27 protein-coding genes and 1 pseudogene are annotated in these 26,970 nt (G+C 68.7%); 21 read left to right on the top strand and 7 right to left on the bottom strand.

The window, feature by feature from the left end; all coding sequences use genetic code 11:
• Positions 1-47: 47 nt before the first annotated feature.
• The gene (locus ACZ2G1_RS18770; RefSeq protein WP_470377775.1) at positions 48-1,016 is read right to left on the bottom strand and encodes an NAD(P)/FAD-dependent oxidoreductase; all 969 of its coding nucleotides are present in this window, start codon (positions 1,014-1,016) and stop codon (positions 48-50) included.
• A gap of 546 nt (positions 1,017-1,562) precedes the next feature.
• Between ACZ2G1_RS18770 and ACZ2G1_RS18775 the strand changes: the two genes are divergently transcribed.
• The 16 genes from ACZ2G1_RS18775 (at position 1,563) to ACZ2G1_RS18850 (ending at position 14,407) form a co-directional block, all read left to right on the top strand.
• Entirely contained in the window at positions 1,563-2,480 is a 918-nt protein-coding gene (locus tag ACZ2G1_RS18775) for an SDR family oxidoreductase (RefSeq protein ID WP_470377776.1), read from the top strand.
• A 143-nt stretch (positions 2,481-2,623) separates the two neighbouring features.
• Positions 2,624-4,177: an alpha/beta hydrolase fold domain-containing protein gene (locus tag ACZ2G1_RS18780; protein WP_470377777.1), complete on the top strand. Its 1,554-nt coding sequence runs from the start codon at positions 2,624-2,626 to the stop codon at positions 4,175-4,177.
• A gap of 141 nt (positions 4,178-4,318) precedes the next feature.
• Positions 4,319-5,530, top strand: a complete 1,212-nt coding sequence (locus ACZ2G1_RS18785) for an alcohol dehydrogenase catalytic domain-containing protein (protein ID WP_470377778.1) — start codon at positions 4,319-4,321, stop codon at positions 5,528-5,530.
• A 191-nt stretch (positions 5,531-5,721) separates the two neighbouring features.
• Positions 5,722-6,333 carry a flavodoxin family protein gene (locus tag ACZ2G1_RS18790; RefSeq protein ID WP_470377779.1) on the top strand — a complete coding sequence of 204 codons (612 nt, stop codon included), beginning with the start codon at positions 5,722-5,724 and terminating at the stop codon, positions 6,331-6,333.
• Positions 6,334-6,552: 219 nt separating this feature from the next.
• Positions 6,553-6,744: a CsbD family protein gene (locus tag ACZ2G1_RS18795; protein WP_470377780.1), complete on the top strand. Its 192-nt coding sequence runs from the start codon at positions 6,553-6,555 to the stop codon at positions 6,742-6,744.
• A gap of 713 nt (positions 6,745-7,457) precedes the next feature.
• The gene (locus tag ACZ2G1_RS18800; RefSeq protein WP_368796267.1) at positions 7,458-7,739 is read left to right on the top strand and encodes a hypothetical protein; all 282 of its coding nucleotides are present in this window, start codon (positions 7,458-7,460) and stop codon (positions 7,737-7,739) included.
• Between the two features lie 49 nt (positions 7,740-7,788).
• Positions 7,789-7,995 carry a hypothetical protein gene (locus ACZ2G1_RS18805; RefSeq protein WP_035923991.1) on the top strand — a complete coding sequence of 69 codons (207 nt, stop codon included), beginning with the start codon at positions 7,789-7,791 and terminating at the stop codon, positions 7,993-7,995.
• 229 nt (positions 7,996-8,224) lie between these two features.
• Positions 8,225-9,997 (top strand): thiamine pyrophosphate-requiring protein, encoded by a 1,773-nt coding sequence (locus ACZ2G1_RS18810; RefSeq protein ID WP_470377781.1) that lies wholly within the window; start codon positions 8,225-8,227, stop codon positions 9,995-9,997.
• Between the two features lie 133 nt (positions 9,998-10,130).
• The gene (locus ACZ2G1_RS18815) at positions 10,131-10,553 is read left to right on the top strand and encodes a ChaB family protein (RefSeq protein ID WP_470377782.1); all 423 of its coding nucleotides are present in this window, start codon (positions 10,131-10,133) and stop codon (positions 10,551-10,553) included.
• A 72-nt stretch (positions 10,554-10,625) separates the two neighbouring features.
• A complete protein-coding gene (locus ACZ2G1_RS18820; protein WP_470377783.1) occupies positions 10,626-11,042 on the top strand; it encodes a CBS domain-containing protein in 417 nt (138 codons plus the stop codon).
• Positions 11,043-11,107: 65 nt separating this feature from the next.
• On the top strand, positions 11,108-11,341 hold the full coding sequence (locus tag ACZ2G1_RS18825) for a hypothetical protein (protein WP_470377784.1): 234 nt from the start codon (positions 11,108-11,110) through the stop codon (positions 11,339-11,341).
• A 265-nt stretch (positions 11,342-11,606) separates the two neighbouring features.
• Entirely contained in the window at positions 11,607-12,125 is a 519-nt protein-coding gene (locus ACZ2G1_RS18830; protein WP_470377785.1) for a DUF421 domain-containing protein, read from the top strand.
• A 109-nt stretch (positions 12,126-12,234) separates the two neighbouring features.
• Positions 12,235-12,867 carry a potassium channel family protein gene (locus tag ACZ2G1_RS18835; protein ID WP_470377786.1) on the top strand — a complete coding sequence of 211 codons (633 nt, stop codon included), beginning with the start codon at positions 12,235-12,237 and terminating at the stop codon, positions 12,865-12,867.
• 249 nt (positions 12,868-13,116) lie between these two features.
• Positions 13,117-13,347: a hypothetical protein gene (locus ACZ2G1_RS18840; protein ID WP_470377787.1), complete on the top strand. Its 231-nt coding sequence runs from the start codon at positions 13,117-13,119 to the stop codon at positions 13,345-13,347.
• 123 nt (positions 13,348-13,470) lie between these two features.
• Positions 13,471-13,665, top strand: a complete 195-nt coding sequence (locus tag ACZ2G1_RS18845) for a hypothetical protein (RefSeq protein WP_470377788.1) — start codon at positions 13,471-13,473, stop codon at positions 13,663-13,665.
• A 163-nt stretch (positions 13,666-13,828) separates the two neighbouring features.
• On the top strand, positions 13,829-14,407 hold the full coding sequence (locus tag ACZ2G1_RS18850) for a DedA family protein (RefSeq protein ID WP_470377892.1): 579 nt from the start codon (positions 13,829-13,831) through the stop codon (positions 14,405-14,407).
• An 80-nt stretch (positions 14,408-14,487) separates the two neighbouring features.
• Here ACZ2G1_RS18850 and ACZ2G1_RS18855 read toward each other — a convergent pair whose 3' ends face one another.
• The 4 genes and pseudogenes from ACZ2G1_RS18855 to ACZ2G1_RS18870 form a co-directional block, all read right to left on the bottom strand.
• Positions 14,488-15,966: a glutamine synthetase beta-grasp domain-containing protein gene (locus tag ACZ2G1_RS18855; RefSeq protein ID WP_470377789.1), complete on the bottom strand. Its 1,479-nt coding sequence runs from the start codon at positions 15,964-15,966 to the stop codon at positions 14,488-14,490.
• Positions 15,967-16,381: 415 nt separating this feature from the next.
• A pseudogene (locus ACZ2G1_RS18860) lies at positions 16,382-16,972 on the bottom strand (dihydrofolate reductase family protein).
• 280 nt (positions 16,973-17,252) lie between these two features.
• The gene (locus tag ACZ2G1_RS18865) at positions 17,253-17,798 is read right to left on the bottom strand and encodes a hypothetical protein (protein WP_470377790.1); all 546 of its coding nucleotides are present in this window, start codon (positions 17,796-17,798) and stop codon (positions 17,253-17,255) included.
• Positions 17,795-18,022 (bottom strand): helix-turn-helix transcriptional regulator, encoded by a 228-nt coding sequence (locus ACZ2G1_RS18870; protein WP_470377791.1) that lies wholly within the window; start codon positions 18,020-18,022, stop codon positions 17,795-17,797. Before ACZ2G1_RS18870 ends, ACZ2G1_RS18865 begins: the two co-directional genes overlap by 4 nt.
• A gap of 605 nt (positions 18,023-18,627) precedes the next feature.
• Between ACZ2G1_RS18870 and ACZ2G1_RS18875 the strand changes: the two genes are divergently transcribed.
• Positions 18,628-19,080 carry a hypothetical protein gene (locus tag ACZ2G1_RS18875; RefSeq protein WP_470377792.1) on the top strand — a complete coding sequence of 151 codons (453 nt, stop codon included), beginning with the start codon at positions 18,628-18,630 and terminating at the stop codon, positions 19,078-19,080.
• Positions 19,081-19,327: 247 nt separating this feature from the next.
• On the opposite strand, the gene ACZ2G1_RS18880 is transcribed toward ACZ2G1_RS18875, so the two are convergent.
• The gene (locus tag ACZ2G1_RS18880) at positions 19,328-19,825 is read right to left on the bottom strand and encodes an Lrp/AsnC family transcriptional regulator (RefSeq protein WP_470377793.1); all 498 of its coding nucleotides are present in this window, start codon (positions 19,823-19,825) and stop codon (positions 19,328-19,330) included.
• 121 nt (positions 19,826-19,946) lie between these two features.
• Between ACZ2G1_RS18880 and ald the strand changes: the two genes are divergently transcribed.
• The 4 genes from ald to ACZ2G1_RS18900 all read left to right on the top strand — a co-directional run bounded on the left by ald (position 19,947) and on the right by ACZ2G1_RS18900 (position 25,062).
• Positions 19,947-21,065, top strand: coding sequence for an alanine dehydrogenase (gene ald / locus ACZ2G1_RS18885; protein ID WP_470377794.1), 1,119 nt, complete (start codon positions 19,947-19,949; stop codon positions 21,063-21,065).
• Between the two features lie 321 nt (positions 21,066-21,386).
• Entirely contained in the window at positions 21,387-22,523 is a 1,137-nt protein-coding gene (locus ACZ2G1_RS18890) for a M24 family metallopeptidase (protein WP_470377795.1), read from the top strand.
• Positions 22,524-22,530: 7 nt separating this feature from the next.
• On the top strand, positions 22,531-23,823 hold the full coding sequence (locus ACZ2G1_RS18895) for an aminotransferase-like domain-containing protein (protein ID WP_229587013.1): 1,293 nt from the start codon (positions 22,531-22,533) through the stop codon (positions 23,821-23,823).
• Positions 23,824-23,859: 36 nt separating this feature from the next.
• Positions 23,860-25,062 carry a M20 family metallopeptidase gene (locus ACZ2G1_RS18900; RefSeq protein ID WP_470377796.1) on the top strand — a complete coding sequence of 401 codons (1,203 nt, stop codon included), beginning with the start codon at positions 23,860-23,862 and terminating at the stop codon, positions 25,060-25,062.
• Positions 25,063-25,349: 287 nt separating this feature from the next.
• Here ACZ2G1_RS18900 and ACZ2G1_RS18905 read toward each other — a convergent pair whose 3' ends face one another.
• Entirely contained in the window at positions 25,350-26,753 is a 1,404-nt protein-coding gene (locus ACZ2G1_RS18905) for an MFS transporter (RefSeq protein ID WP_298590888.1), read from the bottom strand.
• Positions 26,754-26,970 lie beyond the last annotated feature (217 nt).

A 26,970-nucleotide genomic window follows, 5' to 3' on the forward strand; every position in this document is an offset into this window, starting at 1 on the left:
CGGAAGGGCCCCGCCGGCGTGACGGAGCAAGGAAGCGGAGGCGGGCCTCAGCGTGCGGTGAACCAGCGCGTCGGCGGGGCCGGGACGGGGGCCGACCCGGTACCGGGGTGGCCCCGCAGCGAGGTGGCGCACGCCACCCCGGCGGCCGCCCCCTTGCCGATGGCGATCGGCACCAGCTGCAGACCGGCGGTGATGTCGCCCGCGGCGTAGACCCCGTCGACGCTGCTGAGCTGGAACCCGTCGACGGTGATGCGTCCCTCGTGGTCGAGATCGCAACCCAGCTGCCGTGCGAGGTCGTTGCCGGGGTGGTGGGCGTAGGAGAAGAAGACCTTGTCCCCCTCCACGAGCTCCCCGCCGGCCAGCTGGACGCCGGCCAGGGCGCCGGGCGCCCCGATCAGCGCCTCGGCGACCCCGTCCACGACCTCGACCCCGTGGTCGGCCAGGACCGCGCGCTGCTCCTCGTCGAAGGCCGGGCCGGTGGTGCCGGTGACGATCCGCACGCTGTCGGCCCAATCGAGCAGCTCCGCGGCGTAGGCCGGCACGTGCCGCCCGGAGCCTAGGACGATCACCACCTGGCCCTGGGCGGTGTTCCCGTCGCAGGCGGGGCAGTGGTGCACGTCGACGCCGTAGTGGTCGGCGATGCCGGCGATCTCGGGGATCTGGTCGCGGACCCCGGTGGCCAGCACGACCCGCTGCGCGGCGATCTCCGCGCCGTCGACGTCGGCGCGGAACAGGCCGTCCTCGTCCCGGCGCAGGCCGGCGACCGTCCCGTGATGGAGGGTCACCTGCGGGTACTGCGCCAGCCCGGCGCGCGCCTCGGCCAGCAGGTCACCCGGGGTGGTCGGGTCCCTGCCCAGCAGGCCGTGGGCCGCCTCGGCGGGCAGATTGCGCTGCTGCCCCGCGTCCACGACCACGGTGGAGCGCTGATAGCGGCCCAGCCAGGTGGCCGCGGACAGACCCGCGGGGCCACCGCCGACCACGAGCACATCGACGAAGGACAGCAAATCGGATGCCATGGGTTCTCTTCTCCGGCTCGGGCGAGCACTGCATCGGTCGTCCAACCCACTCTATGCAACCGTCCCCGCCAGCCCGCTCTCCCGAAAAAATTCGGGATTTCCCGCGAGAACCGGATCTGCCGCAACAGGAACCTCTACCGCAGCTCGGTCTGCCGCTAACTGGGCCATATGTAAAGCAGAAGCACTGGCTCGATCTTGCCTGCAGTGCTCGTGGGCGCATCCTCCTCCAATGACAGCGTCGTGCAAGCCCGAATCCGGCAGTCTCGACGTGTGTCGGCACCAGGGCTCCCCAGGGGATTTCCTCCAGGCAGAGATAGCTAACTTGCCGGCGCCCGGCTTGGATGCATCACTCGTTGTTCACGGGCCGCTGGCGTTCCGAGCTTGCCGGTCCGTCGCAGAGCCACAACTGACTCAGGAAGCCAGCGCATACCCGATACGCCAGGAAGGTCTCTCGCAGTACTGGTGCACTGCCGGTAGGTGTTCGCGCTGAGCCGGAACCGTTGACGTGACCTCCATGGCGTGACAGGTTAAAAGGAAAGCAACCTGATGAATGTGGAGGCTAGCATGGCCGATCAGTACACGATGCAGGATCCGACCACCCAGTACCCGGGCCCCGACGAGAGCTTCGAGCAGCAGCAGGAAGGGCCCGGCCTGCAGCGGGAGATGGCGCCGAAGCCCGATTCCGGGGAGTCCAGCTACCGCGGCTCCGGTCGGCTGGCGGGCCGCAAGGCCGTGGTGACCGGTGCGGACTCCGGCATCGGCCGCGCCACGGCGATCGCCTACGCCCGAGAGGGCGCCGACGTCGTGCTCTCCTACCTGCCCGCCGAGGAGGCGGACGCGGCCGAGGTCGTGGAACTCGTCGAGGCCGCCGGGCGCCGTGCGGTAGCCGTGCCCGGGGACGTGACCGACAAGGCCTACTGCGAGCAGCTGATCGCCACCGCAGTGGCTGAGCTGGGCGGGATCGACATCCTGGCCAACATCGCCGGCAAGCAGCAGCACTGCCCGGACATCCTGGAACTCACCGACGAGCAGTTCGACGAGACCTACAAGACCAACGTCTACGCGATGTTCTGGCTGTGCAAGGCGGCGGTGCCGCACCTGGCCCCGGGCTCGGCGATCATCAACACCTCCTCGATCCAGGGTTACCAGCCGGCCCCGATCCTGCTGGACTACGCCTCCACGAAGTACGCGATCAACGGCTTCAGCAAGTCCCTGGCCGCCCAGCTGGCGCCCAAGGGCATCCGGGTGAACGTCGTGGCACCGGGCCCGGTGTGGACCCCGCTGCAGATCGTCGGCGGCCAGCCGCAGGAGAACCTGCCCGAGTTCGGCGCCTCCGAGGCCCCGATGGGCCGGCCTGGACAGCCGGCGGAGATGGCCCCGGCCTATGTCTTCCTGGCCGCCCAGGAGTCCAGCTACGTCAGTGGCGAGACCCTGGCCGCGACCGGCGGGATGCCCACGCCCTGAGCCACCTGGGCCGAGTGGCCCGCGGGCGGCCCGGTCCACCGCGTGCTACCCGCGCGATCCACGTGCTGCCCGACCCGCGCCCGGGGACCGACCCCCGTGCCGAGCGGACCCACCGTTCCATTACCCAGTGAGGAGACCTGCCCATGGCTCTGTCCTACCCCACCCAGCCCGGTGACATCGACCACCTGATCGCCGACGACCACGCGATCGTCGAACGCCAGTTCCAGCACCTCGAGGCCGGCCGCGGTGACCGCCGCACCCTCGTGGACCAGATCAGCTTCGAGCTGTCCCTGCACGCGTATGCGGAAGAGACGGTGATGTACCCGATCTGGCGCAAGCTCGGCATGGACGAGTTCGACGACGACGCCCGCGAGGAGCACGGCGACATCAAAAAGCTCCTGGTCACCCTGGGGAAGAGCGAGCCCGGAGAGACCGAGTTCGAGAAGGCCCTGTCCGAGCTGATCTCCGTGACCCGCCATCACGTGGAGGACGAGGAGGGCGAGGAGCTGCCGGCCTTCCGCGCCAAGGTCGGCGCGGACCGGATGGCCGAGCTGGGCAAGGAATTCTTGGCCGCCAAGCGCCAGGCCCCGCCGGCTCCGCACCCGCACGCCCCGGACGAGGGCCGGATCGAGAAGCTGGTGGGAGCGGCGGCGAAGCCGGTCGACGCCGTCAAGGCCGCCGTGAGCGGCAAGAAGAAGCGGCTGGCCACCGACGCCTCCGGCCTGCTGGACCCCCAGGCCCAGGCTATCGTCGACGCCCACTCCTCGCTGGGCCCGCAGCCCTTCGAGATCCTCGAGCCCGAACAGGCCCGCGCCCAGCCCGGCCCGGACGACGCGGTCAAGAAGGTCATGGCGGACCAGGGCCTGCAGGGGCCCGAGCCCGTCGGCTCGGTCACCGACCTGAAGATCCCCGACGCCGCCGGCGGCGAGCAGACCCTGCGGGTCTACACGCCAGCCGAGCACGGGGAGAGCCCGTTGCCGATCATCATGTGGATCCACGGCGGCGGCTGGGTGCTCTTCGACATCGACACCTACGACGCCTCCTGCCGCGGGCTGACCAACAAGACCGGCGCGATCGTCGTCTCCCCCGACTACCGCCGCGCCCCGGAGGCCGTTTTCCCCGCCTCCCACGACGACGTGCTCGCCGCCTGGCGCTGGACCGCGGCCAACGCCGCCCAGCTGGGCGGGGACCCGTCCCGGATGGGCATCGGCGGCGAATCGGTGGGCGGGAACATGGCCCCGGCCACCATCCGCCAGCTCGCCGAGGCCGGGGAGCCCCTACCCGCCGCCCAAGTGTGCGTCTACCCACTGACCACCGGTGAGCAGTTCGGGGAGTCCATGGACGACGCCGCCGACGGCCGCCCGCTCAACCGTGCGCTGCTGTCGTGGATGGCGATGCACGCCTTCGAGGGTGTCCCCGAAGCGGCGCAGGACCCCCGGATCGACCTGCTGGGCTGGCCCACCGAGTCCCTAGCACTGATGCCCCCCACACTGGTGATCACCGACGAACGCGACGTCCTGCGGTCCCAGGGCCAGCAGTTCGCCGCGAACCTCGAGGCCGCCGGGGTGCCCACCACGGCCAGCCACTACGAGGGCGTGATGCACGAATTCTTCGGCGCCTCTGCCGTCCTCGACAAGGCCGAAGCCGCTCAGCAAGAGGCCGCCGCGCACTTCACCGCAGCCTTCCGCACCGCCTGAAGCGCCCGCCGCGGCCCGCGGCCGACCACACGCCCCGTCGCGCGGCGGAGCGGCGGACAGGGCCATGGCCCCCAGTAGATCCGCCGGGTGAAGCTTCCGGCGCTGCTGCAATTCCCCTGAGACGACGAAGGAGCTTGATTCATGAAGGCACTGGTATGGCACGGCGAGGGCGACATCCGCCTCGACACCGTGGCCGACCCCTCGATCCAGGATCCCAACGACGCCATCGTGCGCATCACCCGATCCGCGATCTGCGGAACCGACCTGCACTTCATCCGCGGCACCATGGCCGGCATGCACGAGGGCACGATCCTGGGCCACGAGGCCGTCGGCGTCATCGAGGAGGTCGGGGCCTCGGTCCGCGGCCTGTCCCCCGGCGACCGGGTGATCGTGTGCTCCACGATGTCCTGCGGGGTGTGCCGCTACTGCCGGGCCGGCCAGACCGCCCAGTGCGACGTCGCCAACCCCAACGGCCCGGCCGCCGGCACCTGCTTCTTCGGCGGCCCCGCCCCCACCGGCCCCGTGGACGGGCTGCAGGCCGAGTACGCCCGCATCCCGTGGGCGGCCAACACCCTGATCCCGATCCCGGGCAACGTCTCCGACGACGACGCGATCCTGCTCTCCGACATCTTCCCCACCGCCTGGTTCGGCGCGCAGCTGGCCGGGATCCGGCGCGGAGACACGGTGGCCGTCTACGGCGCCGGGATCGTGGGGCAGCTGGCGATCGCGGCCGCCTATCGTCAGGGTGCGGGCCGGGTCTGGGCGGTCGATGGCGTGCAGACCCGCCTGGTCAAAGCGCTGGAGCAGAACGCCGAGGTCATCGACTTCAACGCCGAGGACCCGGTGGAGGCGATCATGGACGCCACGATGGGTGTGGGTGTGGACGCCGTGATCGAGGCCGTCGGGGTCGACGCCCAGCGGCCCAGCCGCGGACCCGCGGCCGAGAAGTACGCCGCCCAGGCCGAGCAGTTCGACGCCGAGGTGGCCCAGACCGCCCCGGACACCAACGTCCAGGGCGAGAACTGGGTGCCCGGCAACGCCCCGTCCCTGTCGGCCCAATGGGCGGTAGAGTCCGTGGCCAAGTACGGGCGGATCGGCATGATCGGGGTGTTCTCCCCGGACCTGACCTCCTTCCCCATCGGGGCCGCCACCAACAAGAACCTCACCATCCGCGCCGGCAACTGCGACCACCGCTCGGTCACCCCGCCCCTGCTGGACCTGGTCGCCGCCGGCCTGTTCGACCCGGCCCCCTTCGTCACCCAGCGCGAGCCCCTCGAGGACGTGGTCGACGCGTACCTGAGCTTCGACCGCCGCGACGAGGGCTGGCTCAAGACCGTCCTCACCACTGACTGATCCCACAACCGCTGGACCACAGGTGAGCCGGCGGCGGGCAATGTCCCGCCGCCGGCCCACGATCCGCCAACGACCCAGCACCTGCCTCCACACCAGGACCCCGCCCCGGTGCAGCGCAGCGGCGTGAAGGCCCACCGGCCCCGGCTCCCGGCGCCGTACCACGAACCGCACCTCCGTAGGAGAAAAACGCCATGACAGAACTTTCAGCCCTCGCGCTGGTCTGCACCCTGACCCCGTCACCTGCACCCTCGAGCAGCGAGCTGATGGCCCGGCACGTGCTGGAGGAGCTGACCCAGCACGGGGTGGCGACCTCTTCCGTGCGGGTGGTCGATCATGACGTGAAACCCGGCGTGCAGGTGGACATGGGCGCCGGAGACGCCTGGCCGGCCCTGCGCCGGCAGGTCCTGGACGCGGACATCCTGGTGCTGGCGACCCCGATCTGGATGGGTCATCCCTGCAGCATCGCCCAGCGGGTGATCGAGCGCCTCGACGCCGACCTCGCCGAAACGGACGAGCAGGGTCGGCCGATCATGTACGACAAGACCGCGATCGTGGCCGTGGTCGGCAACGAGGACGGCGCGCACAAGACGATCGCCGACATGACCCAAGCCCTCAGCGACGTCGGCTTCACCGTCCCGGCCCAAGCCGGGACCTACTGGGTGGGCGAGGCCATGCACACCGTGGACTACCAGGACCTCGACGAAGTCCCGGAGAAGGTCGCGGCCACCACGGCCGGGGCTGCCCGCAACGCCGCCCACCTCGCCCGCCTGTTGCGCCAGAACCCCTACCCGTCCGAAGCATAGGGAGACAGCCGTTGGGGTCAGTGAAGGGATGGTCTGAGCTGACTGGTCATTCCACGCCCTGAGCGACGCGGCACATCTGACAGTCGATCAGAGCATTGGCGGTCCCGGTAGCACCCATGAACACCGTGGAGGTGTCCCGTGCAGGGAGGGGCGGCGCACTGGCTCTGCTGGCCGGACGATAGGCTGGCGGGAACCGTTCGCCACCGCAGGGAGAACCCGATGGGACTCAAGGACACGACCAGCGCCGCCGCCGACAAAGTCACCGGTGCCGCCAAGGAGAAGATCGGTGCGGTGATCGACCACCCCGAGTTGCAGGCCGAGGGTCAGGCGCAGAGCGCCGTCGGTCATGCCAAGAAAACCGGCCAGAGCCCCGAGGAAACCGCCCGGGAAATCACCGACGACACGAAGTAGTCGACGCGCTCGACCATGATCCCTTGATCTCATCCCACCTCGAGGCACCAGAAATACTCGCCCGAGTACGGGGACGACCCGGACTCCCTCCGGTGCCCCTGGGGTACCTGCATCGAGGTGGTGATGGTCCGGGCACGGGACCACCCGACAGCAGGCCTTTGATTGGCTGGCCAAGGCCGGCCAGCACCGCCACCGCGAACCGGTCGAGATCGCCGCCGAAGTCCTCAACATGGGGAAACCGTTCCTACCGCCCAAGCTCACAGTCCCCCGCACCCGAGACGCAGCACCATGACACCGCCGGGACGATGAGCACGTCCTGGGGCCATGAGCGGTCACATTCCGGTGGAACGGGTTCGAGGAAGAGCGACCCGGGGAGTGCGCCACCCCCTCACGGCGCCCCGATAGAAAGTCGCAGTTCAACTCTCCGGTACGGCGTAGCAGCAACAGGGCCGGATGCGGGCCGCAGACGACCCCTTTCGCAGCAATGGTCAGCGAATCCCGACCGGGATCGTCAGCGGCAACCTGCCACACTTTTCATTGGGGCCGGCACGGGGCACCCTGCCCTTCACCGGCCACCCCTCCGAGGCCGTGCTCATAGGGATGTTTCAGGCCTGGGGCCTTCTCCTGATCTGTTTGCCCTGGCCCTGGGGCCGTTCCGCTCCGTGAGTCAGGTCACTAAGGTGGGAGGCACGGCTCAGCACAGGAGGTTCTCCATGACCACCCCGAACAACGACGACGCCCCGGACCTCGACGACGTCATCGAGCCCGAGGGCGACGCCCTGCCCGACCCCATCTACCAGGGCCACGCCGGGATGCCCGAGCATCTCGACGACGAGGCACTGGCCGCAGCCACCGAACAGGAGCGGGTGGCCGCCGGGCTGACCGACTACGCGCCCGGGCAGGTCCCACCGGCCACCGACCCGCTGCCGGAAGACGCCTCCGAAGCAGCCGACCGCGCCCAGCGGGGTCTGCTCGAGGAGGACGGGAACGCCTGACGGGTCGTCCCACCGAAGTACGCCGTCCCATCCCTGCAAGGAGATCGACATGGCCGAGCGAGGCAACACCAAGCACAGCGCGGAACTGGACGACCAGATGAAGCACGAGGTCGCCGGCGAGGTGGCCGGCATCCAACCCGACCACGTGGAGGAGCACCGCCAGACCGAGCCCTGGGTCGACGACACCGACGACCCGGAGGTGCGCTCCGCGGTGGAGGAGCGCGAACGCGCTCCCCGCCCGGACACCCAGCAGTAGCGCCCCCGGGCGGGTCGGATCCGTCCGGGAGGACAAGAGGCTCCTTCCCCGAGCACGGTCTCCGGTCTACAACGGGGACCTCTCTACGGGGCGGAGAAGCGAGGATGACGATAGGACACGGACTCATCACTTCTCGGGCCCACCGATCGTCAAAGACACCCATGAGTCGAACGACAGCTGCGCGGGGAGCCGCACCACCGACCAGAAGCGCACGATGAGGAGGACGCAGATGGGCAATGTCGCCGACGGGATCGTGGACCGGCTGCGCGCCTGGGGAACGCACCGGGTGTTCGGCTACGCCGGGGACGGGGTGGACCCCCTGCTGGCCGCCCTGGCCCGGACCCGGGAGGACATCGAGTTCGTCTCCGCCCGGCACGAGGAGATGGCCGCGTTCATGGCCACCGGCCACGCCAAGTACACCGGCCAGGTCGGGGTGTGCCTGGCCACCCAAGGCCCCGGCGCCGTGCACCTGCTCGCCGGGCTCTACGACGCGAAACTCGACAGCAAACCGGTCGTGGCGATCGTGGGCCAGGTCGTCACCACCGCCCAGGGCAGCGGCTACCAGCAGGAAGTGGAGCTGCCCACCCTGTTCAAGGACGTCTGCGCCCAGTACGTCCACACCATTTCCACTCCGGAACAGATCGAGGCGGTGCTCGACAACGCCTTCCGCACCGCGATCGCCACCTCCAGCCCCACCTGCGTGATCGTGGCCCACGACATCCAGCAGGCCGAGATCCCGGACAAGGAGCACGCCCACGGCATCGTGCCCAGCGCACCGGTCAGCGCCGCCCCTCGGGTCATGCCGGGCGAGGAGGACCTGGACCGCGCGGCACGGTTGCTCAACAGCGGTGAACGGGTGGCACTGCTGGTGGGCCAGGGCGCCGCCGGCGCCGGTACGGAGGTGGCGAAGGTGGCCGAGCGGCTGGGCGCCGGGGTGGCGACCTCGTTGCTCGGCAAACCGGTGGTGGACGAGTCCCTTCCGTATGCGTGCGGGGTGATGGGTCACCTGGGCACGACCGCGGCGGCCGACCTGATGGCCGGGTGCGACACGCTGCTGATCGTGGGCAGCAACGACCCCTGGACCGAGTTCTACCCCGCCCCCGGACAGGCCCGGGCCGTGCAGATCGACATCAGCCCCCGCAACCTCGGGGCGAAGTACCCCGTCGAGGTAGCCCTGGCCGGGGACACCACCGAGACCCTGCGAGCCCTGCTGCCCCGACTGACGGGCTCCGAGCGACCCTGGCGCGAAGAGGTGGAAGACATGGTCACCACCTGGCGACAGGTAGCCCAAGCCCGGTGCGCCGAACCGGGACAGCCCCTCAACCCCCAAGCCGTCGTCGCTGCCCTGTCCACCCATCTGCCCGCCGACGCCCAGGTCGCCGTTGACGTCGGCTCGATCGTCTACTGGTACGCCCGCTTCCTGCGCCTACCACCCGGGGTGCCCGCGCACCTGTCCTCCACCCTGGCCTGCATGGGCGCAGGCCTGCCCTACGGGCTGGCCGCCAAGCTCGCCCACCCCGACCGGCCGGTGGTGGCGATGGCCGGGGACGGGGCCATGCAGATGAGCGGCAACGCCGAACTCATCACGCTCGCCTCCCGCTGGCGGGACTGGGCCGACCCACGTTTCGTGGTGCTCGTCCTGCACAACGGCGACCTCGCCGAGGTCTCCTGGGAGCAGCGCGAGATGGAGGGTGACCCCCGCTTCCCCGCCTCCCAGGACGTCCCGGCCTTCCCCTTCGCCGACTACGCCCGCCTCCTGGGCCTGGGCGGCATCCGGATTGACCGCCCCGAGGACATCGACGACGCCTGGGCCACCGCCCTGAGCGCCGACCGGCCGACCGTGATCGAAGCGGTGGTCGACCCCGCCACACCCCTGCTGCCCCCGCGGGCCTCTGACGCCCAGGTGGAGCAGATGCTCACCGGCCTCGCCCAGGAAGGCAACGACCACGCCGCCGAGCAGCTACGGGCTCAACGCACGCACGAGGAGGACCAGCGCCAGTAGTTCCTGCACGGCACCCGGCGACATCGAGGCATCCGTCCCGGCGCCGGTGCAGGGCAGGGCAGACAATCACACCCTGCGCCCCCTAGGCTGACCACGAGATACTCAGTTCGCTGATGAAAGGGTGGTGGACACCATGCCGAAGACCGGAAAGAACGACCACGCCAAGGAGAACGAGCTGCCCTCGACCCTGCAGCGCTCCGACCAGAAGGCCCAGGACACCTTCGCCAAAACCTACGACTCCGCCGCCGAGGAGTACGACGACAAGGGCCGTGCCGCGCGCACCGCCTACAGCTCGCTCAAGCACACCCACGAGAAGGTCGGGGATCACTGGGAACCCAAGGACGAGGCCGGACCCTCGGACGACCACGCCGCAGAAGGGCGGGACTCGACGAAGGACACCGCCGGTGGGGTGGACGCCAACGCCTCCAAGGAACACCTCTACGAGCAGGCGCAGGAGCTCGACATCGAGGGCCGTTCCACGATGGACAAGGACGAGCTCGTCCAGGCCCTGCAGAAGGCCAATGACGCCAGGACCCGCCAGGCCCGCGACGACTGAGGTGCACCGGCCCCCGCACCTCTTTGCAACGGCCGAGTCGATGACATCAGCAAACACCGAGAAGGAGCAGCCATGACCATGGCACGCGAGATCATGACACCGGGCACCGAGTGCATCGGGGAGAACCAGACCCTGGAGGAAGCAGCCCGGAAGATGAAGGACCTCGACGTCGGCGCGCTGCCCATCTGCGGGGAGAACAACCGGCTCCAGGGCATGGTGACCGATCGCGACATCGTCATCAAGTGCCTGGCGATCGGCACCGATCCCCGCCAGGTCAAGGCCGGGCAACTGGCCCAGGGCGAGCCCGTGACCATCGGCGCCGACGACAGCGTGGAGGAGGCCATCCGGACCATGACCGACCACCAGGTCCGCCGGCTGCCGGTGATCGACGGCCACGACCTCGTGGGCATGGTCAGTCAGGCCGACATCGCCCGATCCATGCCCGAGAACCGGGTCGGGGAGCTGGTGGAACTCATCTCCTTCGATTGACCTCCCCCGCCGGGACACCAGCACGCTCCAGCTGACTCCGAACCTCAATGTCAGGAGACGACATCATGGCCACCTGCGACACCTGCGGCAACGACTACGACAAAGCCTTCACGCTCACCCAGGGCGAACGGACCGGCACCTTCGACAGCTTTGAATGCGCCGCCCACGCCATGGCCCCGACCTGCGCCCACTGCGGTTGCCGCATCCTCGGCCACGGCGTGGAAGCCGGGGACACGATCTACTGCTGCGCCCACTGTGCGCAGCACGCCGGGGCCGAAGGGATCACAGACCGGGCCTAGCAACCCGGCCGCTGAACTCAGCGCCCTGCCGCCGCTGGACCTGCTGGTCGCCGGCCAGTTCGACCCCGCAGTGCTCCTCACCCGATACGAACCCGCCACTGGTGTGGTCGAGGTCCACCTCGAGCCTGATCGGCGCGAGAGAGGCTGGCTCAAGACCGTCCTCGCCACCGGCTGAGGTGACTTCTCCTCACCGTGCCACGGCTCCGGCAGATGCCGTGGCACGTGGGTGACGGTGACCTGAGCACCACCCTGGAAGGGGAGACGCATGTGGTTCGATTCCTGGGCTGACATCGCCCGGATCCTGCTGGTGGGTGCCGCCGCCTACGTCACCCTCGTGGTCGTGCTGCGGATCACGGGCAAGCGCACCCTCGGGCAGCTCAATGCCTTCGACTTCGTCGTCACGGTCGCCCTGGGCTCCACGGTGGCCACCATCCTGCTCAGCTCCGACGTGTCCTGGTCCGAGGGCGTGGTCGCTCTCGGGCTGCTGGCCGGGCTGCAGTACCTCGTCGCATGGATCTCCACCCGATGGCCCCAGGCCCGCGGGGTGATCACCACGCAGCCGGTTGTGCTCCTGGCCGACGGCCGCATCCGCCTGGACGCCTTGCGGCGCAACCGGCTTACCGAGGCCGAGCTGCGCCAGGCCGTGCGGATGCAGGGCACCGGAGACCTCTCCCAGGTGGCGGCGGTGGTGCTGGAGACCAACGGCAAGCTCAGCGTCATCACCTCCAGCAAGTACGGCAACGGCTCCGCCCTGGAAGACCTGCGCGAGACCGAGGAGCAGTGACACGGGCGTGCTGCTGACGGTGCTGGGGTGGTGCTGATCGTGGTGGGGCTGCACGATATGTACCACTCACTGATGCACCCCACCGGCAAGGGACAACCTCAGCCGGTGGGTGCTGGCCGGGGTGTGGCGGGTCTCGAAATGGACGGGGCACCGTTTCGGCTCGGCGGTCGGTCCGGCGGCGGTGATCGCGGTCGTGGTCGTGTGGGTGGCCCTGCAGGGGGCGGGCTGGGCATTGACCTGCTACCCGCACATCCCCGGCGGCTTCGTCTACTCCGCCGGCATCGACCCGGCCCGGTACCACGACTTCGTGGAGGCGCTCTATGTCTCCGGGGTGGGCCCGGCCACGCTGGGCTTCGGCGATGTCGTGGCCACCGGCCCGTGGACCCGGGCGGCCGCCCCACTGGAGGCCCTCACCGGGTTCGCGTTGCCGACCGCTGCCCTGAACTGGTTCACCCAGATCTACCCGCCGTTGTCGCGGCGCCGGTCCCTGGCCCTGGAGCTGAAGTCCCTGGCCGACCCGGACCACGCCGTCCGGCTGCCCGAGCTGGATCCTGTGGTGGTCTCCCGGGTCCTGGACACCCTGGCCGCTGAGATCGCCAAAGCACGCATCGATTTCAGCCAGCACACCGAGACCTACTACGTCCGGGAAGAAGGCCCCGACCTCTCACTGGCCCGCCAGTTGTCCTCCGCCTGGCCTTGCAGGAAGCCGCTCAGGGCTGCCCCGCTGCGGAGGTGCGGCTGAGCGCAGCGCCGGCCGGGGCTCTGGAGCAACTGGCCGTGAACCTCCAGGACGACTTTCCACCCACCGGCCACACCCCCGCCGAGGTGTTCACCGCCTACGCCCACGACCACGGCCGGGATCCACGCACCTGATTCCTCAGCTCCCTTGCTTTCTGCTGGCGCGGGCCCCTAGCGTGGTGAGTGCCACAAGATCCCGGCATGTCAGGTAAGGCTGCACATCCATCAGTAGGTATCGAGGAGGCAAGATCCCATGGCCGATGAGCCCCAGAGCCCGGTGAAGGACCCCCACTACGATCTCGTGTGGGCGTTGGAAGCGTCGCTGCACAATGTGTGGAAGATGGAGACCTTCATCGCCGACGCGGAAGCCGCCAACGACAGCGAGCTGGCCGAATGGTTCCGCAAGATCCAGGCGAACAACCGCAAGGCCGGCGAGCAGGGCAAGCAGATGCTCGCCCAGCGGCTGCAGAACCAGGGCGGCTGACACCTCAACGGGTGCCTGCCCACAGAGCGCCGGAACGCTCCCACCCTGCGGGGTGGGAGAGTTCCGGCGCCGCTTTCCTCATGGTCCCGCATTTGTCAGTGACGCCCCGGAAGGAGATCCACCATGGATGCCACCCACTCCGGTGAAGACCGTGAGGCCACGGAGCTGCCGGAACTCGACGAAATCCCACCGGCACCGATCGCTCCGGAGGTCTCCGGGGCCCCGGATCTCCCGCACCCCGAGACCACCCCGGAAACCCTCGACCAGCAATTGGGGGCAGCACCTCCCACTGACACGGACGACGACCAGCAGCCATGACCCATCGCCGACACCGGAGCACAGGACCGGCATGACCACCCTCGCCGGCCTTGTGCCCGGGGCGGTAATCATTTCCTATGCCATGGGCGGGGGGCAGATCACCGCTCAGCAGGGCGGCAGCTCCCAGGAACTGGGTGGGATCGCCGGGTGGGCGGTCAGCGTCATGGAGGCCATCGGGGCCCCGGGTGCGGGGTTGCTGGTGGCGTTGGAGAACCTCTTTCCGCCGATCCCCTCCGAGGTGATCCTGCCCTTGGCCGGGTTCACCGCCAGCCAGGGCAACATCTCCTTGGTCGGGGCGATCCTGTGGACCACCGTGGGGTCCGTGGTCGGGGCGATCGCCCTGTACTGGCTCGGCGCCGCCCTGGGGCGGGACCGGTTGCGGGTCATCGTGGACAAACTGCCGCTGGTGGACCTGCACGATCTGGACCGCACCGAGAACTGGTTCAATCGTCACGGCAAGTCCACGGTGTTCTTCGGGCGCATGGTGCCGGTCTTCCGCTCTCTCATCTCGATCCCGGCCGGGGTGGAACGGATGTCGTTGTGGCTGTTCGTGCTGCTCACCGCGGCCGGCTCACTGATCTGGAACAGTCTTTTCGTGCTCGCCGGGTACTTCCTCGGTCAGAACTGGCAGGTGGCCCAGCAGTTCGCCGGGATCCTCTCCCGCGTCGTCCTGGGCGCCATCGTGGTGATCGTGGGCTGGTGGGTGCTCAAACGCCTCCGCCGCAACCGGAAGGCAGCCTGAGAAGTCTCCGCTGCCTCTCTGACCCACATGCTGGCCATGGTCGCCACGGGACTGCCCCGACTTCCGAGAGCTAACCGCGTTCAGCCGACGTGCCAGTGGCGGCGTATGAGTTCCTCACGAGTAGCGTCATCTTGCGCAGGCTCCCCGACCGGGGTGGCGTCGTCGGTGTCGCGTAAGCCCGCGAGCACGGCGTCGATGAGCGCGCCGGGGAAGACGCCCTCGGCCTCGAAGATCTCGCGCTCGGCCTCGAGCGCGTCGGCCGACTCCACGCACGAGGTGGGCAGCCGCTCGAAGTCGTCGTGGTGGGCGGTGCTGAGCCGCTCGGCCAGCTCCAAGCTCCCGGGATCACTCAGCCCACGCTTGGCCGCGACGGCCATGCCGGCCAGCAGCAGGTGCACGTCGGCCGAGCCGTCGCCGAGCCGGAGCTCGACGGTCTGCGGATGCGCGGCGGGTTCGGGGATGGGCTCTGCGCTGCCAGGATTGGCGTGGGCGACCATTCCGGCCAGCACGTCCCCGCCCCAGGCCAGTGGGACCCTGACCAGACCGGTGCGGTTCTTCTCACCCCAGCAGATGTCCTCGGGTGACTCCTCACCGTCGGTGAAGCGCAGGTAGGACGTGGGGACCGTGTTGCCGAACGCGGTCAGCGCCCTGGCCGCCGAGAGGTAGCCCGCGATCAGCCGACGCCCGGTGTCGTTGAGCCCCTCCTTGCCGACGATGGTGCTCACACCGTTGCGCACCAGCCGGCTGTGGATGTGCAGGCCGTTTCCTGCGCCCTTGCCGCTCACCAAGGGGGCGAAAGTCGCCTCGAGACCGTGGGCGTGGGCGACCTCGCGCACCACCCACTTCGCCAGGACGAGGTGGTCGGCCGCCTGCTCCAAGGGCACGGGTTGGAGCTCGATCTCGTGCTGCACCAGCTGCCGGTCGTCCTCGAGGATGTTGCCGACCTCACCATGGGCATACTTCAACGGCACCCCCATGGCGCAGAGGTGACCCAGCACCTGCTCCCGAACCCGCTGGCCCTTCGAGAAGGGCCCCGACTCCTGATAGCCGCGCTCCTCCTCGACAGGGTAGATCTGCTCGGGCTCGCCCACGAGGTAGTACTCCAGCTCGCCGAAAGCCTCCAGCGTCATCCCGGTCTCCTGCGTCAGCACCTCGGCAGCTCGGCGCACCACCTGCTCCCGCGCGTAGGACAGCGGCTTGCCCACCTCGTCGTAGAACGAGCACAGCACGTCGAGCGAGCACCGCTGGCCGAAGGGGTTGAGGAAGGCGGTGCGGTGACGCGGAACAATGTAGACGTCGCTGTTGTCGGCATTGGTGCCGGCAAAGACACTCGAGCCGTCCACCCGCTCGCCCCGGGTCAGCACCTCGACGAGGTGATCGCGCGAATTGATGGGAAAAGCCAGGATCTTCAGACGCCCGTCGCCGCCGACGTAACGCAGGTTCACCTGCCGCAGCCCCAGCTGTTCGACCGCCCGCACGAGGTCCCCGCCGGTGAAGTCGGCCGAGGGCTTGCCGAGCAGGCGAACAATCGGGTGGGGCTCGAACGCGTCGATGGCCATACTCCGTTCTACCAGCGTCAAGGAGCGTTCCACCAGCGTCAAGATGCAGAGTCCCTACCCGCGAGCGACCGAACCGGCGAGAAGCGCTGGCCGCGTGTCGAGCCGGTGACACCCTGGGCGTGGCCCAAGTCGACTGATCAGAGCTCCAAAGCGGCCGGGGAGGATGTCACTGTGCCTGCTCCCCCGTCCCTGAGAGTTCCGTGACGACGTCATGCGTCAGACCCGCAACCGCCAGGACGGTGTGCCATTGGCGCAGATCGCCAACCCCCACTGCAACGCCGCCTCTTAAGGCGTGGCCGGTAGCTGGCCATATGTATAGCGGGGCGGAGGCACGGTCAGACGCCATTTGTCTGCGAATCAGTCCCGAGGCCCGATCTTGTATCACCGTTCGTGATGGACTCCTGCGCGTCCCCGCTCAGATCGATCCACGGCGCACCCGATAGCGCAGGTGAAGCACCCGGTTGCCCTGAATCACCACGTCGGGATCCTCCAACAGGTGCTGCGCGTGGACCGACCCGAAGTAGCGCCTGCCGGACCCGAACACGACGGGCACGACGTCCATGCGCACCACCTCGACCAGGCCCGCGGCAAGCACCTGCCCACCGACGTCACCGGCGGCGACCTCGACGATGCGCTCACCGGCCAGCTCCTGCGCCTTGGCCACGGCGGCCTCGACGCCATCGACGAAGTGGAACGGCGCCTCGGGGTCCCACCCCGCCGGCGCCGGCCGGTGAATTACGACCACCACGTGCTCGACCCCGGCCGGAGGCGTCCCGTCCCAGCCGTCCGTCATGTCGAAGACGTGGCGGCCGACGACGGTTGCCCCGATCTGGTTCCAGTACGGCCTGGTGTAGTCGTAGGACTCTTGCTACACGTTCAACGCCCCGCTCTCGTCCAACGGCACGTCACCGCTGAGCAACCAGTCGAACAGCACTCCGGGCTGGTCGTTCTCGTCCGCGATGAAGCCGTCCACCGACACCGAACCGTACATGACCACCGTGCCCACGGGGCCCTCCTCTGCTGGGGTTGGCCGCCGAACTAGCGTGCCTTCAGCTGTCGCTCTAGTACGAAATCTATCGGCCGGCAGCGGACAGCTGTCCAGCACATGGCCGGGATGTTCGCGCAGGAACCCCTATTGCAACGCCATCAGGCCGCCGACCAGCCTTCACCGCAGACCCGGCCAACGATCAGGATCGGCTCTCATCGAATCGGCGGGGTTTTCCGCCAGACGGCTTGGAACTACCTGCCTGCGGCGGAATTCCCGGGCCGCGGACCGACCACGGGTGTCACCGGTCGGACTCGTCTGGGTGACGGTGTGCGCGCCGGAAGCTGAAAATTCCTCCGACGATCGCCGCAAAACCACCGATCATGCCACCGATGACAGCGCCCTGGGCCATCCCACCGAAGAAACCCTCCCCCGGAGTCACCTCGAGTCGAGGAGCGGACAGCAACGGATGACCAGTGAAAACGGTGTACGTCATGGCCGCGAAGGTCAGCACCATCATGGCGCCGAAAACCACGATGCTCACCATCGTCGACCTCGCACCGGCGTTCTCCCCAAGCTTCTGCACATTGACGTGGCGCCGCCTCGCATACCAGACAGCTGCCGCCGCCGGCAGGATCGTCACCACCAGAAGCACCACCGGCAGCAACACGAATCCGAAGACGGAGGCCACGAGAGCGCTCAACAGCCCCGCGTAGAGCCCGGTCGTCAATCCGAAGGAACTGGCCTCCAGGAAGACAGCTCGTTCTCGCTCATCACCGTAGGCCGGGCTGTCGAGGTCCATCATGCGTCCCGCGACCCGATCCAGCATGCTCGGTCTGCGCGTCATGGGTTTTCTCCCGTCTCGTCGGTGAACAGTTCCTCGACAGTCCCGCCCAAGGCGCGGGCGATCCGCAGGGCGAGATAGACCGAGGGGGCGTAGTCGCCCTGCTCGACAGCGATGATCGTCTGCCGGCTGACGCTTACTGACGCAGCGAGCTCGGCCTGCGTCATGCGCCGCTCCTTCCGGAGCTCCCGCACCGGATTCGCCGTTTCAGCCGCTCGGAACACCATAAAGTGATGTTAAGGATCATTGACACTGAAAGTCAAGGATCTTAGACATCCGCCTGTGGGCGCCGGGTCATAGAAGGCTCGTCCAGCCTGCCTCGAGCGCGGCCACAGCAACCCCGCACGAGGGTCCCCACCACGGCAAGCGCCCGACGCGTTCCTGACCCGTGGCTCCGGAACGACCACGTCCATCACGAGAAGAGCACAGCAACGGTGGCATCCCCACCGGATCCAGATGACTACCAGGAGCCCCTACAGCACAGTCCGTATGGGCGTTGGCCGGTAGCCGGGCCATATGTAAAGCGGTGGGCTGAGCCGCAAGCGGGAATTCGGTGCCCGGTCCGGGATGGCATGGTCGCTCTGGTCCCGTCCCACCTTCCCGGCCTCGACGCCGGTTTGTTCAAGTACCGGTGCTGAGACTAGGGGTCGGTCAGACCGGCCGGTGCGTGTGAGCAAACCAACGGTCTCCCGCTGAGGAGTTTGGCCGCAGTCGGTGATAAACCGAAAGGGAGGGTCCGTGCCAGCCACCGTGCCGCTGGCCGCCATCATCCTCGTGCTTCCTTGACCCATCGCCATCTGCATTTGTTCCCGTTTGCCCTCTGGAGCCCCCTGTGAGCCTGCAGCAGTCCTTCGACGACCCGCACCGTCCCACCACCGACACGACGGTGCGGGTCTTTCCCAACATCGCGCCAACCCCCCGATCGCCGGAGCCGACATGGTGGAACAACCCGGCCGCGATCGCGCTGATCGGCATGCCCCTGTCCGTGGGCCTCACCTGGCTCCCCTGGCTTCCCCCAATTCTGGGTGTGGTGGCCATGCTGAGCAGTCTCGTCGTGGCCGCCTGGGCAGCAGTGGCTCACTTGACCTGGCCCGAAAGCCACGTCAAGGCATTGGCAGAAGGCGCCTGGGTGGCCCGGCAGTGCGGCTACCAAGCCGCTGTCAGCGGCCACGCGCTGCACTGGATGGATGGTGACGACACAATCAAGCACGCCACCGTCGTGCGCGGAAGCACCGGATGGGACCTCATCCTGACCGACCAAAACACCAGCATCAGTGTCGACTGATCAATTCCTCAATCGAATCCGCGACTAATACAGGTCATATGTAGAGTCGAGCCCCTGAAGTGCTGACGCGACACTCAGAGAATTCTTGATTGCACGTCCGCATGGACCAGGCGGCCTCGCAATAGCTGTGCCATAAATAGCAAGACACGGTGATAGTGGCTGACCCGCTTCCAAGCTCGCGGATACACCTACTTTGTCTTGCCTGTGCGCAGGCGCGGCGTGCCCTGCCGTCGTCGTGGCGCGTTATTCAGAGAGCATCGAGGCCTGTCACATGCTCGAAAATCAGACTGGTCTGGGTGGCAGCCACGATTGGGTTCGAGGACAGGTGTTCGAGCACGAATTGGCGGATGTGGTCGGTGTCCCGCGTGACGACGTGAATCAGGAAGTCGTCCACTCCGCCGACGAAGAAGAACTGGGTAACTTCCGGCACCTTCTTCAAGTTCTCGCCGAAGGCGGCCATTTGCTGGCGAGCTCCGGGGCGCAGGCGCACGCTGATCAGCGCCTCGATGGTCTGCCCCGATGCTTTGGGGTCCACCTCGATGGTGAAGCGACGGATTACTCCGGCCCGCTGCAGGGTCTTCATCCTCGTCAGGCACGTGGAGGGGGCCACCCCGAGGTTCTCGCTCAGGGCTTGGTTGGTCATCCGCGCGTTGGCTCGCAGCAGTTCCAGCAGGCGACGGTCGAGGTCGTCGAGCTCGTAGGGCGGGCGTCGATCCTGCGGCGAGGGTTGTGTGATGCGGGTCACCTTTTCTACCATTCTGTAGATTTGGCGCAAACTCTCGAAGGATCTGCAATCCTACCTCCAGTGATGGCATGAATACGACAGAATTTCTTCGTCTAGTCCATGTTTCTTTGGAAGGTCCGTCATGATTGTCTCCGTTCCCCGCGAAGTGAAGAACAACGAGTACCGGGTGGCCATCACCGCTTCGGGCGTGCACGAGCTGGTCGCCCACGGCCACGAGGTCCTCGTCGAGGCCGGGGCCGGGATCGGCTCGGGGATCGACGACGACGCCTACACCGCTGCCGGCGCGCAGATCCTCGCCGACGCGGAGGAGCTGTGGGCCCGCGCCGACATGGTCCTGAAGGTCAAGGAGCCGGTGGCCTCCGAGTACCACCGCTTCCGCGAGGGTCTGGTGCTGTTCACCTACCTGCACCTGGCCGCCGAACCCGAGCTGACGGCCGCACTGCTGAAGGCCGGGGTCACCGCGATCGCCTACGAGACGGTCCAGACCGCGGATCGGCGCCTGCCCCTGCTGGCCCCGATGAGCGAGGTCGCCGGGCGGCTGGCCGTTCAGGCCGGGGCCGCGGCCCTGACCGCACCGGCCGGCGGCAAGGGCGTGCTGCTGGGCGGGGTGCCCGGGGTGCGCCCGGCGAAGGTCACCGTCCTGGGCGCGGGGGTGGCCGGCACCAACGCCGCCGCCATGGCCGTGGGCCTGGGCGCGGACGTGAGCATCCTTGACATCAACGTCGATCGCCTGCGCCAGCTCGACGACCGGTACGCTGGGCGCCTCACGACCATCGCCTCCAATGCCTACGAGGTCGAGCGCGCCGTGACCGAGGCGGACCTGGTTATCGGTTCCGTGCTGATCCCCGGGGCGAGGGCCCCCAAGCTGGTGACCAGCGCAATGGTCGCGGCCATGAAGCCCGGCAGCGTGCTGGTGGACATCGCCGTGGACCAGGGCGGGTGCTTCGCCGGCTCCCGGCCCACCACCCACGAGGACCCCACCTTCCGCGTCCACGACACGGTCTTCTACTGCGTGGCCAACATGCCCGGGGCCGTGCCGAACACCTCCACCTACGCGCTGACCAATGTCACCCTCCCCTACGCCGTGGCCCTGGCCGACAAGGGCGCCGAGGCTGCCCTGGCCGCCGACCCGGCTCTGGCCGCCGGGCTCAACGTCCACGCCGGGCGGGTCACCCACCGCTCCGTGAGCGAGGCCCACGGCCTGGACTACACCGACCGGCAGGATCTGGTCGCGGCCTGACGGGATAGAACTGAAGTGAACCCCATCGGCCAGGCTTCTCGTGCTTGGCAGCACCAGTAAGGGTGCGGGACTTTGATGGGGTCGGCTGAGCAAGGACTCAGCAGAGCTTTACGACCATGACTTCCGCACCGGTCGCCCAAGGCATAACCAGCCGTCTATTGTTGACAATAAGAACGACAGATTTGATGATGAGCTATGACCACCTCGAAGCTTGGCCCCGGCAACATCACAGACTTGGGCCTCGGTGTCCCGGATCGACAGGGCAACGCCGATGTCCGTGCGTCTCTCTTTTCCGCTGAGGAGTACGCACAGCGTCTGGTGATGGTGCGCGGGCGCATGGACTATCAGGGCCTCGGCGCCCTGATCGTGACGGATCCCGCGAACATCTTCTACCTCACCGGTTACGATGCCTGGTCGTTCTACACCCCGCAGATGCTGTTCGTGCCGGCACAGGGCGAGATGCTCCTCTATTTGCGGGAGATGGACGCTAACGGGGCCTTCCGCACCTCGTGGCTGCCCCCGGATCAGATCGTCGGCTATCCCGAGCGCTACGTCCACCGTCCCCATCTGCATCCCTTCGACTGGGTGTCCTTCGACCTGCGCCGGCGCGGCCAGATCGCCCCGGCCGCCCGCGGGTGCGTCGGTCTCGAGATGGACTCCCACTTCTTCTCCCCCAAGGGATACCGGTCCCTGGTCAACGCGCTGCCGGAGTGGACACTCGTTGACTGTTTCGAGCTCGTGAATTGGGTGCGGGCCGTGAAGTCGGAGGCCGAGATCCAGTACATGCGTACCGCGGCCCGGGTCACCACGGCAGCGATGCAGGCCGCGATCGACGCGATCGAGCCCGGTGTCCCGCAGAATCGGGTGGCCGCCCAGATCGCCCGGGCCCAGGCCGAGGGCGTCGACGACGCGTGGGGCGACTTCCCCGCGATCGTGCCCATGCTGCCGACGGGTGCCTCCGCCGACACCCCGCACCTGACATGGTCCGACCGTGTCCTGCGGGAGGGCGACGCCGTGGTCGTGGAGCTGGCCGGCGCGCACCGGCGCTACCACGTCCCTTTGGCCCGCACGGTGATGCTGGGTCCGCCCACGGACGAGCTGCTGCGCCTGGAGGCGGCCGTGGGCGAGGGCCTGCAGGCCGTCCTCGACACCGTGGCCGAAGGGGTGCCGGTCCGGGAGCTGGCCAGGGCCTGGAACTGGTCGCTGGCCGAGCGCGGATTGGAGAAGCACAGCCGGCTCGGGTACTCCATCGGCATCGGTTATCCACCCGATTGGGGTGAGCGCACCATCAGTATCCGCACGGAGGACGAGTCCGTGCTGGCCGAGAACATGACCTTCCACGTCATCTGCGGCATGTGGATGACCGGGTACGGGTACGAGGTCTCCGAGTCCGTGCGCGTCACGCGCACCGGGGTGGAGACTTTCACCTCGTTCCCCCGAGCACTCATCAGGAAGTGAGAAACCCATGACGACCACCACCACACACCTCACCACGGTCGAGAACCTCGCCGTCAAGCCCACTCACGGGATCAGTGGGGACCCGGGCCAGGGGTTGCTGCCCTTGGCCCGGCGGGCCGACGGGCTTGTCGGCTCTGTCATCGACTCCTCCACCTCTTTGCTGGCCGCCCAGTCCCACGACATCGTCCGCTTCGCGATGGGCGCCCCCGCCGCCGAGGTCATCCCCACGGCCGAGTTCCGCCGCATCGCCGCGGAGGTGCTCGACGACAGTTCCTTCACCTACGGGGCCACCGAGGGAGAGCCAGGGCTGATCGAGACGGTGGTAGAGCACCACTCGACCACCCCGGAGCCGACCCGCCCCGAGCGCCTCGTGATCACCTCCGGGGGCATGCAGGGTCTCGACCTGGCGTTCAAGCTGTTCGTGGACCCCGGGGATCTCGTGGTGGTCGAGAGCCCCACCTACACGAACGGCTCCGGCACGGCCCTGAGCTACGGCGCGGACATCCTCGAGGTCCCGATGGACCGAAACGGCATGGACGTGGACGCCCTGGAGACCCTGGTGGCCGAATCCGGCCGGACCCCGCGGGTCATCTACACCATCCCGAATTTCCAGAACCCCTCCGGCACCACTCTCAGCGAGGCCCGTAGGGTCCGCATCCTGGAGCTGGCCCATCGGTGGGGATCGATGATCCTCGACGACGACCCGTACGGGGGCCTGCGCTTCGCCGGCCAGGATGTCCCGGGCTTCCGGGAGATCAGCCCGGACGACCCTCTGGTGTTCTCGGTGCGGACCTTCTCCAAGGTCCTCGCCCCCGGCCTGCGGGTGGGGTGGGTGGACGCGGACCCGAAGCTGCGCAAGCTGCTGATCGCCGGCAAGCAGGCCATGGACACCTGCACGAACGTGCCCGCCCAGCACATCGTGGAGCGCTTCGTGCGCCAGGGCGGCTACGACGACCACCTGGCCGGTCTGCGCACGGAGTACCGCCGCCGCAAGGAGGCCATGGACGCCTCGATCGCCCGGCACCTGGGCTCCCGGGTGACCACCACGGATCCCGAGGGCGGGTTCTTCCTCTGGGTGACCCTTCAGGGCGAGGACGCCCGGGTCTCCACCTCGCGGCTGTTCGAGATCGCCCTCGCCGAGGGCGTCGCCTTCATCCCCGGCCCGGCGCTGTCCCCCTCGGGCCGGTTCGAGGACGCCTTCCGCCTCTGCTTCGCCTCGACCACCCCGGAGCGCACGGAGGTCGGGCTGCAGCGCCTGGCCCGCGCCCTGGACATCGCCCGCGCGGAGCTCGACCGCTGAACGACGACGCGGGCGCAGCCCGGTCCGGGAGGAACCATGCAGACTGCCCACGAGTTCGAGCACGCCGTCCTCGACCTCATCGACCCGGACGAGGTCGTGGCGCTGACCCGAGCCCTCGTCGACGCCGGCGGGGAGAACCCCGGCGGCACCGAGGAACGCACCGTACAGATCCTGGAACAGGCTGGCCGGATCCGCGGGCTCGAGGTCCGCATCGACCCGGCCGCCCCGGGCCGGCCGAACGTGGACGTCGAGCTGGCCCCCGGCGGACCGGTCGGGGACGGGCCCGGTCTGCTCTTCCTCGGGCACTCCGATGTGGTGCCCGCCGGGCCCGGCTGGACCCGGGAGCCGTTCCGCTCCGTCGTGGCGGACGGCCGGGTCTACGGGCGGGGGGCCACCGACATGAAGGGTGGGCTCGCGGCCGTGCTGGTGGCCATGGACGCCCTACGCCGCTCCGGTGCGGAACTGCGCGGGCCCGTGCGGCTGGCCTGCACCGTGGACGAGGAGGACCTGGGCCTGGGGATCCGGCACCTGACACGGCGAGGCCTCGGCCGGGGTTTCTGCGGGTGCGTGGTCGCCGAGCCCACCGACCTCCAGACGGTGGTGGGCTGCCGTGGCGACGCCTACCTGGAGCTCGAGGTCACCGGGGTGCCGGCGCACTCCGGGCGGCCCGCGGACGGACGCAATGCCATCGACGCCGCGGCCCGGGTGCTCGAGCTCGTCCGCGCCGACCACGACCGCCGGCAGCAGGACCTCGATCCGCTGCTGGGCGCGGGCACCTGGAACGTCGGGCGGATCGAGGGCGGGCGCACCACCTCGATGGTCGCCCCGTCCTGCCGGGTGTGGCTTGACCGCCGGTTGATGCCCGACGAGGACCCGCACCGGCTCGCCGCGGACCTGGTGGCGGCCGTGGACGCGGCCGGCATCACGGGGGACGGCATCTCCGTGAACATCGAGGTCACCATGGCCATGCCGGGGTTCCGCACGGACCTCGACCACCCCCTGGTCACCGCCGTGCACGGTGCCGTCGCCGACCTCGGCGGCCCCGCGTCGGTGGGCGGGTGGAGCGCGGCCTGCGACGGCGGCTTCATCGCCCGGGACCACGGCGTCCCCACGGTGGTGATGGGCCCCGGCGGCCTCAATGACCAGGCCCACCAGGTCGACGAGTCCGTGGGCGTGGACGAACTGGTCCTCGCCGCGCGCGCCTACGCCCTCACCGCGCTGCGGCTCCTCGGCGCCTGACTGAAGTTCCCGGCTTGCGGGGGACTTCCGGCGTCACCGGGACACCCACGTCCCCCGCCGCACCACGTCTCAAAGTCCAGCACAGGTCGTTCCCGTGCTCCCGAGCTCTCATCCCGTGTCGATGATGCGCCTGGGGCCCTGCGCTGCGCCGGTGGCAGTCACGGCCCTGCGCTGCGCCGGTGGCAGTCACGGCCCTGCGCTGCGCCGGTGGCAGTCACGGCCCGTGGGTGGAGATGGCAGAGACCCCCGCACCTCGGATCGAGGTGCGGGGGTCTCCAGGTGGAAGGTCAGGCCCGGGCCCGGGCGCGAATGATGTCCTGCGGCTTCGTCTCCGGGATCTCAGTGCCGCGCAGGGACGCGCCGACGGTCTCCTTCATGGTGCGGACCGCGATGAGCCCGACGACGCAGGCTGCCATCATGTAGAACGCCGGGACCAGCGGGGTGCCGGTGGCCTCGATGAGCGCTTCGTTGGCGAGCGGGGCGGTGCCGCCGAAGACGGCCGTGGCGAGGTTGTAGGTGATCGCGAAGCCGGCGTAGCGCACGTGGGTGGGGAACATGGCCGGGAAGGTCGCGGAGATGGTGGCCAGCTGCGGGATGTAGAGCAGACCGAGCACCGCGAACCCGAGAAGGGCCCACCAGAACCCGTTGGCCATGAGCATGTACATGGGGATGGCCAGCACGAACAGCCCGATCAGCGAGACGTACCACATGGGCTTGCGCCCCACCCGATCGGACAGGGCCCCGGCGAAGGGGATGACGAGCATCATCGCGAACTGTGCGACGAACATGATGGTCAGCACGGTCCGGGAGTCCATGCCGGTCTGGCCCTCCAGGTAGGTCGGCATGTAGCTCAGCAGGGTGTAGTTCACCACGTTGAGCGCGATCACCAGACCCGTCATCGTGAGCATGGGACGCCAGTACTGGGTGATCAGGTCCTTGAGCGCCGTCCCGGCGGAGGACTCGGCGTGGCCGGCCTCCTCCAGCTCCAGGAAGATGGGCGAGTCCGCCAGCCGAGACCGGAGGTAGAGACCGACCAGGCCCATGGGTCCGGCGAGCAGGAACGGGATGCGCCAGCCCCACTCGCTCATGGCCTCGTTGCCCAGCACCACCTCACCCGACAGGACGATGAGCGAGCCGAGGGCGAAGCCGCCCAGCGTGCCGAACTCCAGGAAGCTGCCGAGGAAGCCGCGCTTCTTGTCCGGGGCGTATTCGGCCATGAAGGTCGCGGCGCCGCCGTACTCGCCACCGGTGGAGAAGCCCTGCACGGCGCGCAGCAGGATCAACAGGATCGGGGCCGCGATCCCGATGGTCTCCACCGAGGGGATCAGACCGATGCAGAAGGTGGCCCCGGCCATGAGGATGATTGTGAGCGCGAGGATGCGCTTGCGGCCGAGGCGGTCGCCGAGCGGTCCCCAGAACAGGCCGCCCAGAGGGCGGACCAGGAACGAGAATGCGAAGGTGCTCAGCGCCAGGATGGTGCCGTACTCGCCCGGGAAGAAGTTCTGGGTGATGTAGACGACCGACACGGCGTACACGCCGTAGTCGAACCACTCGGTGGCGTTGCCGATGGCGGAGGCTGCGACGGCGCGGTTGACCGTCTTGGCGTCCGGTTCGGGCCGTCCTGTTGCCGGGTTGCGGGGCAGGCCGTCCTGCCGGGCGCCGGAATGGCCAGGATCGTGGTGTGAATTCATGGAATCCTCCAAGAGTGCGGATGGTGCACCGGCTGGCGCCCCGGTTGTGTTGGGCTTGCCTTGAACGGAACAGCCCGCGTGAATGATGGTCAACAATTCGTCAGGTGTCGTGGTGCTTTTGGTGCACCGGGGTCAGGGGTGCTTGCCCCCTCCCCTCGTGCGCGGCCGTGGTCGGATGCCGCGTGGTATCCGACGCAGTGGTGCTCCGGGACCAAGG

It is taken from the genome of Kocuria sp. KKT182, assembly GCF_055635395.1.